A 14,593-nucleotide genomic window follows, 5' to 3' on the forward strand; every position below is an offset into this window, starting at 1 on the left:
CGAAAGGCTGATATATTTCAGGGGCTTGCGGCGACGCAGGCCCCTTTCGTTTGGAAAATCGCCCCTGTCGCGAAATTAACAGGCGCGATCGATCACAGGCACGGCCCGCTGCGCGACAGCGGGGGTTGCGTTCAGACGGAAACGGGGGGATATGCGGCCCCCACGCCGAGCGTTGGCGGCCCGCGGCGAGAGCCGTGCTCGCGGCTCACTGGCTGTGAAGAGCTCGCCCGACCCCTGCGACAGTAAGACTCATAGCCATACCGGTATTACGAGCTTCGCTGTTTCACGTGAAACACTGCAATCCCAACACCGGTATGGCTTTGCGTCAGGGAATCAGCAGGCTTGCGCCGACCGTGTTTCGGCCCTCCAGCGCCTCGTGCGCCCGGCGCGCGTCGGCCAGGGCAAAGGTCTGACCGATCTCGATTTTCACCTTCCCAGACCCGATCATCCCGAAGAGCGCGCCGGCGCTGGCCGTCAGCTCCTCAGGCGTGACGATGTAGTCGAACAAGGTAGGGCGGGTGAGGTAGAGCGAGCCGCCTTGGGCCAGGCGGCCGGGCGCGAACGGAGGGACCGGGCCCGAGGCGTTGCCGAAGGTCACGAACAGGCCACGACGGGCCAGGCTCCCCAGCGTACCCTCGAACGTCTCCTTGCCGACGGAGTCATAGGCCACCGGCACGCCCTTGCCGCCCGTGATACGGCGGACCTCGGCGGCCACGTCCTGCTCACGGTAGAGGATCACATGGTCGGCGCCCAACTCCCTGGCCTTGGCCGCCTTCGCCTCAGAACCGACGGTGGCGATGACCTCCGCGCCGATGGCCTTGGCCCACTGCACCATGATCTGGCCGACCCCGCCGGCTGCGGCATGGACCAGGATGGTCTCGCCTGCTTTGACCGGATAGGTGCGGCAGAGCAGGGCTTCGACGGTCATGCCCTTGAGCAGGGACGCCGCCGCGGTGCGGCTATCGACGCCGTCGGGGATGCGGACGGTCCGGTCGGCCGCCACCACATTGGCCTCGGCATAGGCGCCGAAACCACCGGAATAGGCCACGCGATCGCCAATCTTCAGCCTGGTCACGCCTTCGCCCAGCGCCTCCACCACCCCGGCCGCCTCGCCGCCGGGGGTGCAGGGCAGCTTCACCGGGTAGAGGCCCGTACGGTGGTAGGTGTCGATGAAGTTGATGCCGATCGCCTCGTGGCGCACGCGAACCTGGCCGGGCTTGGGCTCGGGCAGATCGACGTCGACCAGCTCCAGGACCTCCGGGCCGCCGGTCTTCTCGAAACGGACCGCGCGCATCAGCCGATCGTCCGCTGGAAGAACTGCAGGGTGCGGCCGCCGGCGAGCTTCGCGTCGGCCTCGTGATAGTGCTCCCCGCCCGCGCGGGCGAAGGCGTGGTCGCGGCCCTCATAGACGTGGATCTCGACCTGCGGGTGGTCCTTCAGCGCCTGCAGGATGACCGCCTGTGCGGCCTTGGGCACGAACTGGTCCTCGGAGGCGATGTGCATGAGGAGTGGTCGGGTCAGCTTCTCGGCTTCGGCGACGCGGTTCTCGATGCCGACGCCGTAGTAGGACACCGCCGCATCGGCGTCGGTGCGGGTGGCGGTGAGGTAGGCCAGCAGGCCACCCAGGCAGAAGCCGACGGCGCCCACCTTGCCGTTGCAGCCCGCATCGCCGCGGATCGTCTTGATGGTCGCCTGGATGTCCTTCACCCCGGCGTCGACGTCGAAGGAGTTGAACAGTTCGAAGGCTTTCTTCCACTCGGCCTCGGACTGGTCGGTGATGTCGATGCCGGGCTCGATCCGCCAGAACAGGTCGGGACAAATCGCCAGATAGCCCTGGGCCGCCAGACCGTCGGTGATGTCGCGCATCACCTGGTTCACGCCGAAGATCTCCTGGATCACCACCACGGCCGGGGCCTTGGCCGCCGCGGGCCGGGCCACGTAGGCGGAAAACTCGCCGTCCGGCGTCGAAATGCTGATGCGCTCGCCCATCTTGGTCCTCGTTCGTTGGATGCTTCGGTCGGGGTACTAGCGCGAAACCCCGGCGCAAGCCCATATGGGCGGCGAGTTTAGAGAGGGCCAGACGTCATGAAGATGACCATCGAGGTGGATTGCTCGCCGGAGGAAGCCCGGCGGTTTCTGGGCCTGCCGGACGTCAGCGCCCTGAACGACCATCTGGTCAGCGAGATGAGCAAGCGGATCGACGCCAACATCAACATGCTGAACCCCGAGGAGTTCATGAAGAACTGGATGAGCGTCGGCGCCGGCGCCCAGGAACAGTTCCGCAAGTTCATGGAAGCGGCCACCACCACCCGCAAATGACCGACACCATCTACGCGCCGGCGACGGCCGCGGGCCGGGCGGCCGTCGCGGTGGTGCGAATCTCGGGCCCACGGACACGCCAGGCGGTCCGCACGCTTGCCGGCGCCGTGCCGAGGCCGCGCCGTGCCAGCCTGAAATCCCTGCGCGGGCCGGACGGCGAGGAGATCGACCGCGCGCTGGTGCTCTTCTTTGCGGGTCCAGAGAGCTATACTGGGGAGGACGTCGCCGAGTTTCACGTGCACGGTGGACCATCGGTGGTCGGGGCGCTGCTGGAGAGCCTGGCGGCCCTGGGCCTGCGGCTCGCCCAGCCGGGAGAGTTCACGCGACGGGCCTTCGAGCACGGCAAGCTGGACCTGGCCCAGGCGGAGGGTGTGGCGGACCTCATCGACGCGGAAACCGAGGCTCAACGGCGACAGGCGCTGGAGCAGCTCGGTGGGCGATTGTCGGCGGTGCAGGCGCGATGGAGCGATGCCCTGCTGGAGTCCCTGGCGATGCTGGAGGCCGCTGTCGACTTTCCCGACGAGGAGGTGCCGCAGGACGTCGCCAGCCGTGCGCGACCCGTGCTCGAGCGCCTGGTCGCGGAGCTGGACGCCGCGGCGGCCGATGCGGAGCGGGGCGAGCGGGTTCGGGAGGGGTTCCGCATCGCCCTGATCGGCGCGCCCAACGCAGGGAAGAGCACCTTGCTCAACGCCCTCGCCGAGCGCGAGGCGGCCATCGTCACCGCGACGCCGGGCACCACCCGGGACATCATCGAGGTTCCCCTTGTCCTGGCCGGCTACAAGGCGCTGCTGGCGGACACCGCCGGCCTGCGCGAGACCGGCGACGAGATCGAGGCCGAGGGGGTGCGCCGCGCCCGCGCCTGGGCGGCTGGCGCCGACTTGCGCCTCTGGCTCGTGGACGGGTCATCCGACGACGCTCCGGGCGTTCCCATGGAGCTGCGGCGGGGAGATCTCTGCCTGATCACCAAGCGGGACCGACCGGTGGGCGCGACGGGGGCCTGGGCGGCGCAGCAGGCCCGGCGCCTGGAGCTGACGACGGCCGAGATCACCGCGAAGGGCCCGGGCGACCTGTCTTGGTTGAAGACGACGCTCGCTGAGCGGGTCGTGGAGGCGCTGGCCGGAGCCGAGCCGCCCGCCGCGACGCGGCTTCGGCACCAGGAACTGCTGGCGGAGGCCAGCGACCGCATCCGCTCGGCCCTCCGGCACGACGAACACCTGGAGCTGGCCGCGGAGGATGTACGCTTGGCGGCTCGCGCCCTCGACCGCATCACCGGCCGGATCGACCCGGAGCAGGTGCTGGGCCGCATCTTCTCCACCTTCTGCATCGGGAAGTGAGCGAGGAGCGACGCCGCTCGCTGATGCGGCGACCTGTCCGGCTGCAGCCGCTGTGACCCTGTTTCACGTGAAACCGGCGGCGCTTTCGACTATATGCGCCCGGTCATGAGCAACACCTGGGACGTCATCGTCATCGGCGGCGGACACGCCGGCTGCGAGGCCGCCGCGGCGGCGGCGCGGTTCGGCGCGCGCACCCTGCTGCTCACGCACAAGCTCGAGACCATCGGCGAGATGAGCTGCAACCCGGCCATCGGCGGCCTGGGCAAGGGCCACCTCGTCCGCGAGATCGACGCGCTGGACGGGGTGATGGGCCGGCTGGCCGACCAGGCCGGCATCCAGTTCCGGATGCTGAACCGATCCAGGGGCGCGGCCGTGCGCGGCCCGCGCAGCCAGATCGACCGAAAGCTCTACCGCGAGGCCATGCAGGCCGAACTGGCCGCGACACCGAACCTGACGATCCGGGCCGAGGCGGTGGAAGACCTTATAGTCCGCGACGGGCGCGTCGCTGGCGTCGTCGGCGCGAGCGGGACCGAGTACCCCGCCGGCCGGGTCGTGCTGACCACGGGCACCTTCCTGAAAGGGATCATCCATCTGGGCGACCAGAGGATCCCGGCGGGTCGGGTAGGGGACGCCCCAGCCATCGGACTGTCTGACCGGCTCTACAGCCTGGGGCTCGCCATGGGCCGACTGAAGACCGGCACCCCGGCGCGTCTCGACGGTTCCACGATCGCCTGGGACCGGCTGGAGATGCAGGACGCCGACGCCGAGCCCATCCCGTTCTCGTTCCTCACCGACCGGATCACGGTCCCGCAGATCCAGTGCGGCATCACCTACACCACGGTGGAGACGCACCGGATCATCGCCGAGCGGCTGAGCGAAAGCGCCGTCTACGGCGGGCGGATTTCCGGCCGCGGCCCCCGCTATTGCCCCTCGATCGAGGACAAGGTCGTCCGCTTCCGGGACAAGACCAGCCACCAGATCTTCCTGGAGCCGGAGGGATTGGACGACGACACGGTCTATCCGAACGGCATATCCACTTCGGTCTCGGCCGAGACGCAGGACCTGTTTCTCCGAACCATCCCCGGGCTCGAGAACGTGCGCGTGAAGCGCCACGGCTACGCGATCGAATACGACTACGTCGATCCGCGGGAGCTGTACCCGAGCCTGGAAGCCAAACGGCTGCCCGGCCTCTATCTCGCCGGCCAGATCAACGGCACCACCGGCTATGAGGAGGCGGGGGCCCAGGGCCTCGTGGCCGGCCTTAACGCCGCGCGCTCCGCGTCGGGCGCGGACCCGGCCCAGTTCGCGCGGGATGAGGCCTACATCGGCGTGCTGATCGACGACCTCGTGACCCGTGGCGTCACCGAGCCCTATCGCATGTTCACCAGCCGGGCGGAGTTCCGCCTCACCCTGCGCGCCGACAATGCCGACCAGCGGCTGACCGGCAGGGGTATCGACCTGGGCGTCGTGGGGTCCGAGCGGGCAGGGGCGTTCCACGTGAAACGCCAGGCGCTGGACGATGCCCGCCGGCTCTCGGCCGAGCTCGCCCTGACCCCCGCCGAGGCCCAGAGGCATGGCTTGCCCGTGAAGGCCGACGGTCAACGTCGCAGCCTGGTTCAGCTCCTGGCCTATCCGACCATCGCCTTCGAGGATCTGGCCCGCATATGGCCGCAGGTCGGCGACTGGAGTCCGGCTGTGCGCGAGCAGGTGGAGATCGACGCGGCCTATTCCGGCTATCTCGACCGGCAGGCGGCTGACGCGGAGGCTTTCCGCCGGGACGAAGACCTGCGCTTGCCGGCCGAGCTGGATTACAGCGCGATCGGCGGGCTTTCGAACGAAGTGCGCGAGAAGCTCGCCGCCGTCCGGCCGCTGACGCTGGGCCAGGCGGCCCGTATCGAGGGCGTCACGCCCGGCGCGCTCACCGCCCTGCTGGCCCATGTCCGTCGCCGCGCGGCCTGACGTGAAGGTCACCGACGCCGCCTCCTTCGCCGCCGTCAGTGGCGCGACGCCCGAGCAGATTGGGGATCTCACCCGCTTCCTGGAGATGCTGGCGGCGGGCAACGCGGTGATGAACCTCGTCGGCCCGGCGACGATCCCCGACTTCTGGAACCGTCACGCGTGGGACTCGGCCCAGCTCCTGACATTGGCCCCCGAAGCAAAGACCTGGGCCGACCTGGGCGCCGGCGCCGGCTTCCCGGGCCTGGTGCTGGCGATCCTCGGCAAGGGGCGGGAAGGCTTCCACGTCCATCTCGTGGAGAGCATGGCCAAGCGGTGCCGGTTCCTTTCCGAGGTGGTCCGAGAGCTCCATCTTCCGGCCACGGTCCACAACGACAGGGCGGAAAACCTCCAGCTGCCTGTGGACATCGTCACCGCGCGGGCTTGTGCGCCGCTTCACAGACTGTTGGGGTATGCCCAGCCATACTTCCGCCTGGGCGCGACCGGACTCTTTCTGAAGGGTCAAGATGTTGCGGCAGACATAGAAGAAGCTACAAGATTTTGGGACTTCGAGGCGGAGACCATTCCGTCGTCGAGCGACGAGCGGGGGCGGATCGTGCGAGTGAGGAGGCTGGGACGTGCCCGGAAGGTCTGACCCGGCCCTACGCGTGCTGGTCGTCGCCAACCAGAAGGGGGGCGTCGGCAAGACGACGACGGCGATCAACCTGGGCACCGCGCTCGCCGCGGTCGGGGAAAAGGTGCTGCTGATCGACAGCGACCCCCAGGGCAACGCCTCCACCGGCCTCGGCGTCGGCCGGGCCCTGCGCAAGAAGACGCTCTACGACGTCCTGATGGGCGAGGAGGCGGTCGGCGATTCCGTCGTGAAGACTTCGGTGCCCGGGCTCGACCTCATCCCCTCCGACCCGGACCTCTCGGGCGTGGAGCTGGAGCTGGGCCAGCAGGCCCGGCGTTCGTTCAAGCTGCGCGACGCCCTGGCGCCACTGCGCGACGGCCGCAGCTACAGCTACGTCCTCATCGACTGCCCGCCGTCGCTGAACCTGTTGACGGTGAACGCCATGGCGGCGGCTGACGCGGTGCTGGTGCCGCTGCAGTGCGAGTTCTTCGCGCTGGAGGGCCTCAGCCAGCTCATGCGGACCATCGACCTGGTGCGAGGCAGCCTGAACCCGGCGCTGGAACTGCAGGGCGTCGTCCTGACCATGTACGACCGGCGCAACAGCCTCTCGGAGCAGGTGGCGAGCGACGTCCGCGCCCACTTCGGCGATGCGGTGTACCAGACGGTGATCCCGCGGAACGTCCGGGTGTCGGAGGCGCCGTCCTTCGGCAAGCCGGCGCTGGTCTATGACCTCAAGTGCGCGGGCAGTCAGGCCTACCTGAAACTGGCCCGGGAAGTGGTGCTGCGCGAGCGCAAGCGACGGGCGCGCTCGGAACTGGAAGTGAGCTGAAGATGGCGGAGAACCGCAGGGGACTGGGCCGCGGCCTGTCGGCGCTGCTCGGAGAGGCCGAGGAGATCAGCCACGCTGTCGATCCCGCCGAGGGTGTGCGCGACATCCCGATCGAGCTGATCCACCGCAACCCGGACCAGCCGCGTCGGCATTTCGACGCCGAGGAGATCGCCGACCTGGAGCGGTCGATCCGCGACAAGGGCATCCTGCAGCCGATCCTCGTGCGGCCGTCGCCGACGACGCCGGGCGAGTTCGAGATCGTTGCCGGCGAGCGGCGCTGGCGCGCCGCCCAGCAGGCGGGGATGACGGCGATCCCGGCCTTGGTGCGGGCGCTGAACGACGACCGGGCCTACGAGATCGCCATCGTCGAGAACGTGCAGCGGACCGACCTCAATCCGCTGGAAGAGGCTCAGGCCTACGCGGTCCTCGTGAACCGCTTCGGCCACACCCAGGACCAGATCGCGCAGGCCATCGGCAAGAGCCGCAGCCATGTGGCCAACACCCTGCGCCTGGCCCAGCTGCCAGAGGGTGTGCAGGCCCACGTCCTCGCCGGCCGACTGACCGCGGGTCACGCCCGGGCGCTGCTCACCGCGGACAACGCCGAAGCGCTGGCCGACCAGGTGGCGCGCGAGGGACTGTCGGTGCGCGAGACCGAGGCCCTGGCCCGTGGAGAAAAGGCGCCGGCCCCGAAGAAGACGTCCGGCCCCCGGGCCAAGGCCAAGGACGCCGACACCGAGGCGCTCGAAGCCGACCTCGAGGACGCCCTGGGCCTTTCGGTCGATATCGCCGACCGCGGCGGCGTGGGCGAGCTGCGGATCAAGTACGCTACCCTCGAACAGCTCGACGAAATCTGCCGACGGCTGACGCGGCAGTAGGGGTCAGAGACCCAGCCGCCGCGCGCGGCCGGCGATGGTCAGGGCCAGGCGTTCGGCGATCAGGCGGTCGGGGCTTCCCGCCGTCTTACAGGCGCGGTCGGCGGCCAGGACCTCGGGCTGAATCCGGTCCAGCTCGTCCAGGTTCCAGGCGCGGGCCTGGCGCAGGAATTCGCGCTCCTGCTTCCAGAACACGCCGCTGGCCTTGGCGGCTTCCTGCAGGCCGGCGCCGGCCTTGGCGAGGGTGAGCGTGCGGCGCAGCTTGCCGAGGTACATGCCGATGGCGCGGACGGCCGCCGGGCCGGTCTCGCCCTCCTGGGCCGCGCGACGCAGGCCGGCCTGGGCCTCGCCGAGGCGCCCGCCAAAGGCGTCGGCGGCGGCGTCGGACAGGGACGCGTCGGGCTCGACGCCGAGGAACGGCTCAAGGTCGGCCGGCGTCGCCGTCACGCCGCTTCCCGGGCCAAGGTAGAGGGCCAGGCGCTCGATCTCCTGGCGCGCCACGCCGCGCTCGCGGGGCAGCCGGGCGACGAAGAGGGACAGGGCGTCGGCGTTCAGCGAGACCTGGTCCCGCGCCAGCACCTCACGCACCAGCCGGGCCACGTCGCCGGGCTCGTCCTCGTAGCAGGGGATGGCGGCGGCGGCCTGGGCCTTCTCGGCGGCCTTGCGCAGGGCCGAGTCCTTCTTCAGGTCCCCGGCTTCGACCAGGAAGAAGGCGTCGGGATTGAGTTCGCCCTTGGCGTGCCGCTCCAGCGCCTCGGCCGCCAGCTTGTCGACCGCTGGCTTTTCGGCGGTGAGGCGAAGGCGCACCAGCCGCCGGCCGCCCATCAGCGACTGGGCCGCGAGCTCGCCCTCCAGCCGCCCGCCATCGTCCGAGAGATCCTGTTCGGTGAGCTGGGCGACGTCGAACGGATCGTCGGGGTTCGGGACCACCTTGGCCGCCAGGGCGTGACCCCGGTCCCGCACCACCCCCATGTCGCGGCCGAAGATCAGCACGGCGCGGATGGCCGGGTCGGGCTTGCCGATGAAGCGCTCGATATCCGGCCGCTTGTTGAGGATCACGTCGGCCTACCGGGCGGCCACCTTGGCCCCGTTGGCGAGCCAGGCCGCCAGCTCCATCTCGATCCGCCGGGCGGCTTCCTCGGCCGCCCGGTCCTGGGCGTCCTGCTGCGCGGCGATCGACGCATAGGGCTGGTCGGCGGAATCATAGGTCAGCTCGACGCGAACCTGGCCGCGCTTGGCCACCGTGCGGCCGGGAAGCTCCATCAGGGCGTAGGTGGCGGTCAGCACGTACTCGTAGCGCGTGGCCACGTTGTCGATCCGCACGCCCCGCGGATAGCGCGCTTCGCCCAGGCTGAGGTCCATCGCGTACTTGGGCGCGACGGCGTGGTCCTTGGCGAAGGTGTCGTCGAGGTGCTGGCGGATGAGGTAGCCTGTCCGGCCGCTGGGCGCATTCACCTGGATCGCCGCGAGGTTTCTCACCACCTCGGGCTGGGCGTACAGCGGCTGGAAGCCGGCGCAGCCGCCCAGGGCCAGCGTGGCGGCCAGCGCCGCGAGGGTGACGAGCGTCCTCATGCGGCCACGATATTCACGATCCGGTCCTTGACCACAATGATCTTGCGGATTGTGAGGCCTTCCAGCTTCGCTGCGATGTCGGCGTCGGCCAGGACCAGCTTCTCCACATCGGCCGGCTCGGCGCCCGCCGGGGCGGTGATCTCGCCGCGGCGCTTGCCGTTGACCTGCACGGGGAGGACCTTGGTCGCGTCCTCGGTGAGGGCGGGGTCGAAGTCGGGCCAGGGTGCCTGGACGACCATGCCCTCGCCCCCGATGCGGGCCCAGCATTCCTCGGCCAGGTGGGGAGTGAAAGGGGCCACCAGCCGCGCGAACGCCGACAGAGCCTCCTGCCGGGCCGCCAGGACGGCGGGCGAGGCGCCCTTGGCCGGATTGGCCTTCAGCAGGTTCAGGAACTCGTACAGGCGCGCAATGCCCGAGTTGAAGCGGAAGGTGTCGATGGCCTCGGTCACCTGCTTCACCAGCTTGTGGGTGGCGCGCCGCAGCTCGGCGTCGGGCTCAGCGTCGACCTTGCCTTCGGGCTGGCTGTCGAACTCGTCCCAGACCCGATTGACGAAGCGCCAGGAGCCCTGCACGCCGCCGGTGGTCCACTGGACGTCGCGCTCGGCCGGGCTGTCCGAGAGGACGAACAGGCGCGCGGCGTCCACGCCGTAGACCTCGAAGATCTCCTCCGGGGCCACGGTGTTCTTCTTGGACTTCGACATCTTCTCGATGTCGCCGATCACCACCGGCTCGCCGCTGCCGACCAGCGTCGCGCGGCGGCTATTGCCCTCGGCGACGATCTCGATGTCCTTCGGCTCGACCCATTCGCCGTTCTGCCGGCGATAGGTCTCGTGCGTGACCATGCCCTGCGTGAACAGGCCGGCGAACGGCTCTCGCACCGACAGCTGGCCCACGTCGGCCAGGGCCTTGGTGATGAAGCGCGCGTACAGCAGGTGCAGCACCGCGTGCTCGATGCCGCCGATGTACTGGTCGACGGGCAGCCAGTAGTCGGCGTCTTCCTTGCTGATCGGCTCCGGCACGTGCGGATTGGCGAAACGTGCGAAGTACCACGAGCTGTCGACGAAGGTGTCCAGCGTGTCGGTCTCGCGGGTCGCCGCGCCGCCGCACTTCGGGCAGGTCACGTGCTTCCAGGTCGGATGCCGCTCCAGAGCGTTGCCCGACTTGCCGAACTCGATATCGGCGGGGTGGGAGACCGGGAGCTGGTCCTTCGGGACCGGCACGACGCCGCAGGCCGGGCAGTGGACCACGGGGATAGGGCAGCCCCAGGCGCGCTGGCGCGAGACCCCCCAGTCGCGCAGGCGGAACACCGTCGCGCCGTCGCCGTCGCCCTGGGCCTCGATGCGGGCGATCGCCTCGGCCTTGGCCGCTTCGATGTCCAGGCCGTCCAGGAACCGCGAGTTATAGATGGTCCCTGGGCCGGTGTAGGCCTCGGTCCCGACCTCGAACGTCGCCGGGTCCTCGCCGGGCGGCAGCACCACCGGCTTAACCGGCAGGCCGTACTTGCGGCAGAAGTCCAGGTCGCGTTGATCGTGGGCCGGGCAGGCGAAGATCGCCCCAGTGCCGTATTCCATCAGGATGAAGTTCGCGATCCAGACCGGCAGCTCCCAGGTCGGGTCGAACGGGTGCTTCACCTTCAGGCCGGTGTCATAGCCCTTCTTCTCGGCTGTCTCGATCTCGGCCTCGGTGGCCGCGCCCCTGCGGCATTCCTCGATGAAGGCGGCGGCCTTCGGATCGCGCGCGGCGACCTGCGCGGCCAGGGGGTGGTCGGCGGCGATGCCGACGAAGCTGGCCCCGAACAGGGTGTCGGGACGGGTCGTGTAGACCTCCAGCCCCCCGGCTGGCCCGCCGTCGCCGGCGGAGCGGAACCGGAACTTCAGCCCCTTGGAGCGGCCGATCCAGTTCTCCTGCATCACGCGGACCTTCTCGGGCCAGCGGTCCAGGGTCTTCAGGTCGTCGGTGAGCTGGTCCGCATAGTCGGTGATCCGCATGGACCACTGGTTCAGCTTGCGCTTCTCAACCGGCGCGCCCGAGCGCCAGCCCTTGCCGTCGACCACCTGCTCGTTGGCCAGGACGGTCTGGTCGACCGGGTCCCAGTTGACGACGCTTTCCTTGCGATAGACCAGGCCGCGCTCGAGCAGGTCCAGGAACCAGGCCTGCTGCTTTCCGTAGTAGTCGACGTCGCAGGTGGCGAACTCGCGCGACCAGTCGATGCTCAGGCCGAGCTGCTTCAGCTCGTCCCGCATTCGGGCGATGTTGTCGTAGGTCCACCCCTTGGGATCGACACCGCGCTCCATGGCGGCGTTCTCGGCGGGCAGGCCGAAGGCGTCCCAGCCCATGGGGTGCAGGACCGAGAAGCCTCGGGCGCGCTTGAACCGGGCGATGACGTCGCCCATCGAGTAGTTGCGCACATGGCCCATGTGCAGGCGTCCCGACGGGTACGGGAACATCTCCAGCACGTAGTACTTGGGCTTCGAACGGTCGGCGACAGCCTTGAAGGCGTCGGCGTCGGTCCACGCCTTACGCCACTTGGGCTCGGTTTCCTTGGGGTTGTAGCGGGCCATGAGCGGGCCTTTGGACTGGAGTTGGACTTCCGGTCAACGGCCTTGAAACACGGCGCGTCGACGTTCGAACGGACGGCTGGATCAGCCCTTGATGTTCGAAAGTCGAAGCTGGCGCGCGCGGGTCAGGATCGAGTTTTCGATATCCGTCTCGGTCTGGCCGGCGGCGGGCTGGTCGACCCAGTTTCCGGCCGCATCGCGAACCTGCTTGAAGACCGCCACGTTCAGGCCGTCGGCGCGCAGGCGCGAGTCCAGGATGTAGACGGTGCACTTGAAGCGCTCGTCCGGCTTTTCCGGGTTGGTGTACCAGTCGGTGACGATGACGCCGCCGTAGGGGTCCGCCGACTGCAGCGGCATGAACGACAGGGTGTCGAGCGTCGCGCGCCACAGGTAGCCATTGACGCCGATGGCGGCCGCGTTCTCGCCCGAGGGACGGACGTTCGACTTGCCGCCGAAGGGCCGCGGCACGCTGCCACACGCCGAAACGGCGAAGGCGCTCAGCGCCACGGCCGCGATCGTCAGGCCACGCATCCGGTTACCGCGCACAAACGGCATATCTGTCCGTCTCCATAGATTCCCGCGACGCGAAGCGCCACGGCGCCGCCCCGCGCCGGGTGCCTCTATAACAACGCGTTGTGAGGCGCCAAACAGGAATCGCGTGGCGCGTGCGCCACATATTTCAGCGAACTGGGTTACCGCGACCCCGGGACGGGCGAGTCCCGTTGACCCGGAAAATCCGGCGCCCTTAATCGGATCGAAATCGCGAAGCTGTGCATTGAGCATGGGTCGCGAGTGGTGACCGTTGGGGCTATATAGGGCTGTGATGTCCATCCGCCGCACGAGCGTCGTGATTGCTGCGACCGCGCTGATCAGCGCGGCGGCCGCTTCCGCGCATGCGGCCGACAAGGCGCCCCGCCCGGTCGACTTCACCGTCAAGTCCGAGCCGACGATGCTGGTTCCCAACGGGGGCCGCACGATGAAGTACGACGCCAGCAAGGGCCGCTTCGGCTTCACCCTGAACATCCAGCAGCCGACGGAGCGCCCGACCACGGGCAACGACGTGCAGGCCGGCGCCTACTTCCGCCTGACCCCCTCGCTGCGCGTGGGCGGTTCGGTGGCCCTGGGCGAACAGGAACTTGCCCCGCGCGCCAACCAGGCCCGCCCGGCCGACACCCCGAAGGTGCGGCTGGAGTCCACCTTCAAGTTCTAGGGCGTCAGCCCTTCCACCGCCGCCAGACCCACGAGGCCCGCGTCCAGCAGACGGCGGGCCGTTTTGTTGTTGATCCCTCCCAGCGCATAGGCCGGTTGGCCGGCGGCGCGCACCTGGGCGGCGAGGCGGATGGGTCCCAGCGCGCGGACGCCGCCCGCCGAAGGGCTCCGGGAGGGCAGGGCGACCGAGATCACCACCGCATCCGCCCGGCTCGCCCGGGCGGCGGGCAGGGCGTGAGCGGCGCTGGTCACGATCCAGCGGGGGTGGGCGCGTCTCAGCGCCGTCGCGCGATGGGCCAGCCGCTCGGGCAGGTGGACGCCGTCGGCGCCGATCCTTGCTGCGAGCGCCGCATCCTGGCCGATCAGCAGCTTGAGGCCCCGGGCCCGGGCGATGGCCAGCAGCCGTCGCGCCTGGGCCTCGGCGTCCGGCGCGCCGAAATGCCGGAAGACCACGGCCGCGCCGCGGGGCAGGCGCCGGGCGATCGCCTCCGGATCGGGCGTCCGCCGCGGATCGGTGAAGAACAGCAGCGCCGGCAGAGGCTTCCGGAGCCGCCGCCGGGCCGGTAGAAGCCGTGCCGTCCGCTGCAAGGTCCAGAACCCGAAAATGAGCGCTCCTCCAGAAGCCTACGCCGACGTGGTGGCCCGGATCGCCCGCGCCGCGCAAGCCGCCGGCCGCGATCCGGCCGAGATCACCCTCGTCGCCGTCTCGAAGCAGCAGCCATGGGAGGCGATCGAGCCGGTGCTGGACGCCGGCCAGACCGTGTTCGGCGAGAACAGGGTGCAGGAGGCGATGGCGCGCTGGGGCGAGCGCTCGCGCAATCCGGCGCTGGCCGGGCTGACGCTGCACCTGATCGGTCCGCTGCAGTCCAACAAGGCCAAGGAGGCGGTGGCCTTCTTCGACGTCATCGAGACCGTCGACCGCGAAAAGCTGGCCCGCGCCCTGGCCGAGGAGATCCGCAAGCAGGGCCGCACGCCGCGGCTCTATGTCCAGGTGAACACCGGCGAGGAGCCGCAGAAGGCCGGCGTTGCGCCGGCCGACGCCGACGCCTTCATCGCCCTCTGCCGCGACGAACTGGGCCTATCGATCGAGGGCCTCATGTGCATCCCGCCCGCTGACGAGCCCCCGGGGCCGCACTTCGCCCTGCTGCGGGAGACCGCGCGGCGGAACGGCGTTTGGAAACTCTCCATGGGCATGAGCGGCGACTTCGAGACCGCCATCCGCTTCGGCGCCACCAGCGTGCGCGTCGGCTCGGCCGTATTCGGCGAGAGGGGCTGAAGCGCCCCGCCATGTTGATCTACAGCTGTACGCGATAGCAGCGGAGGAACGGAGC

General features: G+C 69.7%; 15 protein-coding genes. 8 read left to right on the forward strand and 7 right to left on the reverse strand.

Annotated elements, in window-relative coordinates; all coding sequences use genetic code 11:
* Window positions 1–325 precede the first annotated feature (325 nt).
* A complete protein-coding gene (locus DJ019_RS05380) occupies window positions 326–1,294 on the reverse strand; it encodes a quinone oxidoreductase family protein (RefSeq protein ID WP_111274969.1) in 969 nt (322 codons plus the stop codon).
* Window positions 1,294–1,989, reverse strand: a complete 696-nt coding sequence (locus DJ019_RS05385) for a dienelactone hydrolase family protein (protein WP_111274970.1) — start codon at window positions 1,987–1,989, stop codon at window positions 1,294–1,296. Before DJ019_RS05385 ends, DJ019_RS05380 begins: the two co-directional genes overlap by 1 nt.
* A 96-nt stretch (window positions 1,990–2,085) precedes the next feature.
* Between DJ019_RS05385 and DJ019_RS05390 the strand changes: the two genes are divergently transcribed.
* The 6 genes from DJ019_RS05390 (at window position 2,086) to DJ019_RS05415 (ending at window position 7,926) form a co-directional block, all read left to right on the forward strand.
* Entirely contained in the window at window positions 2,086–2,319 is a 234-nt protein-coding gene (locus DJ019_RS05390; RefSeq protein ID WP_111274971.1) for a DUF6489 family protein, read from the forward strand.
* Window positions 2,316–3,653, forward strand: a complete 1,338-nt coding sequence (gene mnmE / locus DJ019_RS05395; RefSeq protein WP_111274972.1) for a tRNA uridine-5-carboxymethylaminomethyl(34) synthesis GTPase MnmE — start codon at window positions 2,316–2,318, stop codon at window positions 3,651–3,653. The genes DJ019_RS05390 and mnmE overlap by 4 nt, the downstream gene beginning before the upstream one ends.
* 105 nt (window positions 3,654–3,758) lie before the next feature.
* The gene (gene mnmG / locus DJ019_RS05400; protein WP_111275482.1) at window positions 3,759–5,612 is read left to right on the forward strand and encodes a tRNA uridine-5-carboxymethylaminomethyl(34) synthesis enzyme MnmG; all 1,854 of its coding nucleotides are present in this window, start codon (window positions 3,759–3,761) and stop codon (window positions 5,610–5,612) included.
* On the forward strand, window positions 5,590–6,243 hold the full coding sequence (gene rsmG / locus DJ019_RS05405; protein WP_111274973.1) for a 16S rRNA (guanine(527)-N(7))-methyltransferase RsmG: 654 nt from the start codon (window positions 5,590–5,592) through the stop codon (window positions 6,241–6,243). Before mnmG ends, rsmG begins: the two co-directional genes overlap by 23 nt.
* Window positions 6,227–7,051, forward strand: coding sequence for a ParA family protein (locus tag DJ019_RS05410; protein ID WP_111274974.1), 825 nt, complete (start codon window positions 6,227–6,229; stop codon window positions 7,049–7,051). The genes rsmG and DJ019_RS05410 overlap by 17 nt, the downstream gene beginning before the upstream one ends.
* 2 nt (window positions 7,052–7,053) lie before the next feature.
* Complete coding sequence (locus DJ019_RS05415) at window positions 7,054–7,926, forward strand: ParB/RepB/Spo0J family partition protein (protein WP_111274975.1); 873 nt, start codon at window positions 7,054–7,056, stop codon at window positions 7,924–7,926.
* 3 nt (window positions 7,927–7,929) lie between these two features.
* Here DJ019_RS05415 and holA read toward each other — a convergent pair whose 3' ends face one another.
* From holA to DJ019_RS05435, 4 genes are all read right to left on the reverse strand, one after another.
* Window positions 7,930–8,982, reverse strand: coding sequence for a DNA polymerase III subunit delta (gene holA / locus DJ019_RS05420; protein WP_111274976.1), 1,053 nt, complete (start codon window positions 8,980–8,982; stop codon window positions 7,930–7,932).
* A 6-nt stretch (window positions 8,983–8,988) separates the two neighbouring features.
* Window positions 8,989–9,495, reverse strand: coding sequence for an LPS assembly lipoprotein LptE (gene lptE, locus DJ019_RS05425; protein WP_111274977.1), 507 nt, complete (start codon window positions 9,493–9,495; stop codon window positions 8,989–8,991).
* Complete coding sequence (leuS, locus tag DJ019_RS05430) at window positions 9,492–12,056, reverse strand: leucine--tRNA ligase (RefSeq protein WP_111274978.1); 2,565 nt, start codon at window positions 12,054–12,056, stop codon at window positions 9,492–9,494. Before leuS ends, lptE begins: the two co-directional genes overlap by 4 nt.
* Before the next feature lie 81 nt (window positions 12,057–12,137).
* A complete protein-coding gene (locus DJ019_RS05435) occupies window positions 12,138–12,608 on the reverse strand; it encodes a DUF3576 domain-containing protein (RefSeq protein ID WP_111274979.1) in 471 nt (156 codons plus the stop codon).
* A gap of 268 nt (window positions 12,609–12,876) precedes the next feature.
* Here DJ019_RS05435 and DJ019_RS05440 point away from each other — a divergent pair, with 268 nt between their 5' ends.
* Window positions 12,877–13,263, forward strand: coding sequence for an NtrZ family periplasmic regulatory protein (locus DJ019_RS05440; RefSeq protein ID WP_111274980.1), 387 nt, complete (start codon window positions 12,877–12,879; stop codon window positions 13,261–13,263).
* On the opposite strand, the gene DJ019_RS05445 is transcribed toward DJ019_RS05440, so the two are convergent.
* The gene (locus DJ019_RS05445) at window positions 13,260–13,850 is read right to left on the reverse strand and encodes a thiamine phosphate synthase (RefSeq protein ID WP_111274981.1); all 591 of its coding nucleotides are present in this window, start codon (window positions 13,848–13,850) and stop codon (window positions 13,260–13,262) included. The genes DJ019_RS05440 and DJ019_RS05445 overlap by 4 nt on opposite strands.
* A gap of 16 nt (window positions 13,851–13,866) precedes the next feature.
* On the opposite strand from DJ019_RS05445, the gene DJ019_RS05450 reads away from it, so the two are divergent.
* Window positions 13,867–14,538 carry a YggS family pyridoxal phosphate-dependent enzyme gene (locus DJ019_RS05450; protein WP_111274982.1) on the forward strand — a complete coding sequence of 224 codons (672 nt, stop codon included), beginning with the start codon at window positions 13,867–13,869 and terminating at the stop codon, window positions 14,536–14,538.
* The last annotated feature ends 55 nt before the right edge of the window (window positions 14,539–14,593 follow it).

The sequence above is a fragment of the Phenylobacterium kunshanense genome (assembly GCF_003254525.1).
Lineage (GTDB): Bacteria > Pseudomonadota > Alphaproteobacteria > Caulobacterales > Caulobacteraceae > Phenylobacterium > Phenylobacterium kunshanense.

What these genes read in the sequence shown, in the direction of transcription:
- DJ019_RS05435 (WP_111274979.1), bottom strand. Translation starts at nt 12,608, where the DNA reads ATGCCGTTTGTGCGCGGTAACCGGATGCGTGGCCTGACGATCGCGGCC.
- mnmE (WP_111274972.1), top strand. Translation starts at nt 2,316, where the DNA reads ATGACCGACACCATCTACGCGCCGGCGACGGCCGCGGGCCGGGCGGCC.
- DJ019_RS05380 (WP_111274969.1), bottom strand. Translation starts at nt 1,294, where the DNA reads ATGCGCGCGGTCCGTTTCGAGAAGACCGGCGGCCCGGAGGTCCTGGAG.
- DJ019_RS05415 (WP_111274975.1), top strand. Translation starts at nt 7,054, where the DNA reads ATGGCGGAGAACCGCAGGGGACTGGGCCGCGGCCTGTCGGCGCTGCTC.
- DJ019_RS05390 (WP_111274971.1), top strand. Translation starts at nt 2,086, where the DNA reads ATGAAGATGACCATCGAGGTGGATTGCTCGCCGGAGGAAGCCCGGCGG.
- lptE (WP_111274977.1), bottom strand. Translation starts at nt 9,495, where the DNA reads ATGAGGACGCTCGTCACCCTCGCGGCGCTGGCCGCCACGCTGGCCCTG.
- rsmG (WP_111274973.1), top strand. Translation starts at nt 5,590, where the DNA reads ATGTCCGTCGCCGCGCGGCCTGACGTGAAGGTCACCGACGCCGCCTCC.
- mnmG (WP_111275482.1), top strand. Translation starts at nt 3,759, where the DNA reads ATGAGCAACACCTGGGACGTCATCGTCATCGGCGGCGGACACGCCGGC.
- DJ019_RS05385 (WP_111274970.1), bottom strand. Translation starts at nt 1,989, where the DNA reads ATGGGCGAGCGCATCAGCATTTCGACGCCGGACGGCGAGTTTTCCGCC.
- DJ019_RS05440 (WP_111274980.1), top strand. Translation starts at nt 12,877, where the DNA reads ATGTCCATCCGCCGCACGAGCGTCGTGATTGCTGCGACCGCGCTGATC.
- DJ019_RS05450 (WP_111274982.1), top strand. Translation starts at nt 13,867, where the DNA reads ATGAGCGCTCCTCCAGAAGCCTACGCCGACGTGGTGGCCCGGATCGCC.
- leuS (WP_111274978.1), bottom strand. Translation starts at nt 12,056, where the DNA reads ATGGCCCGCTACAACCCCAAGGAAACCGAGCCCAAGTGGCGTAAGGCG.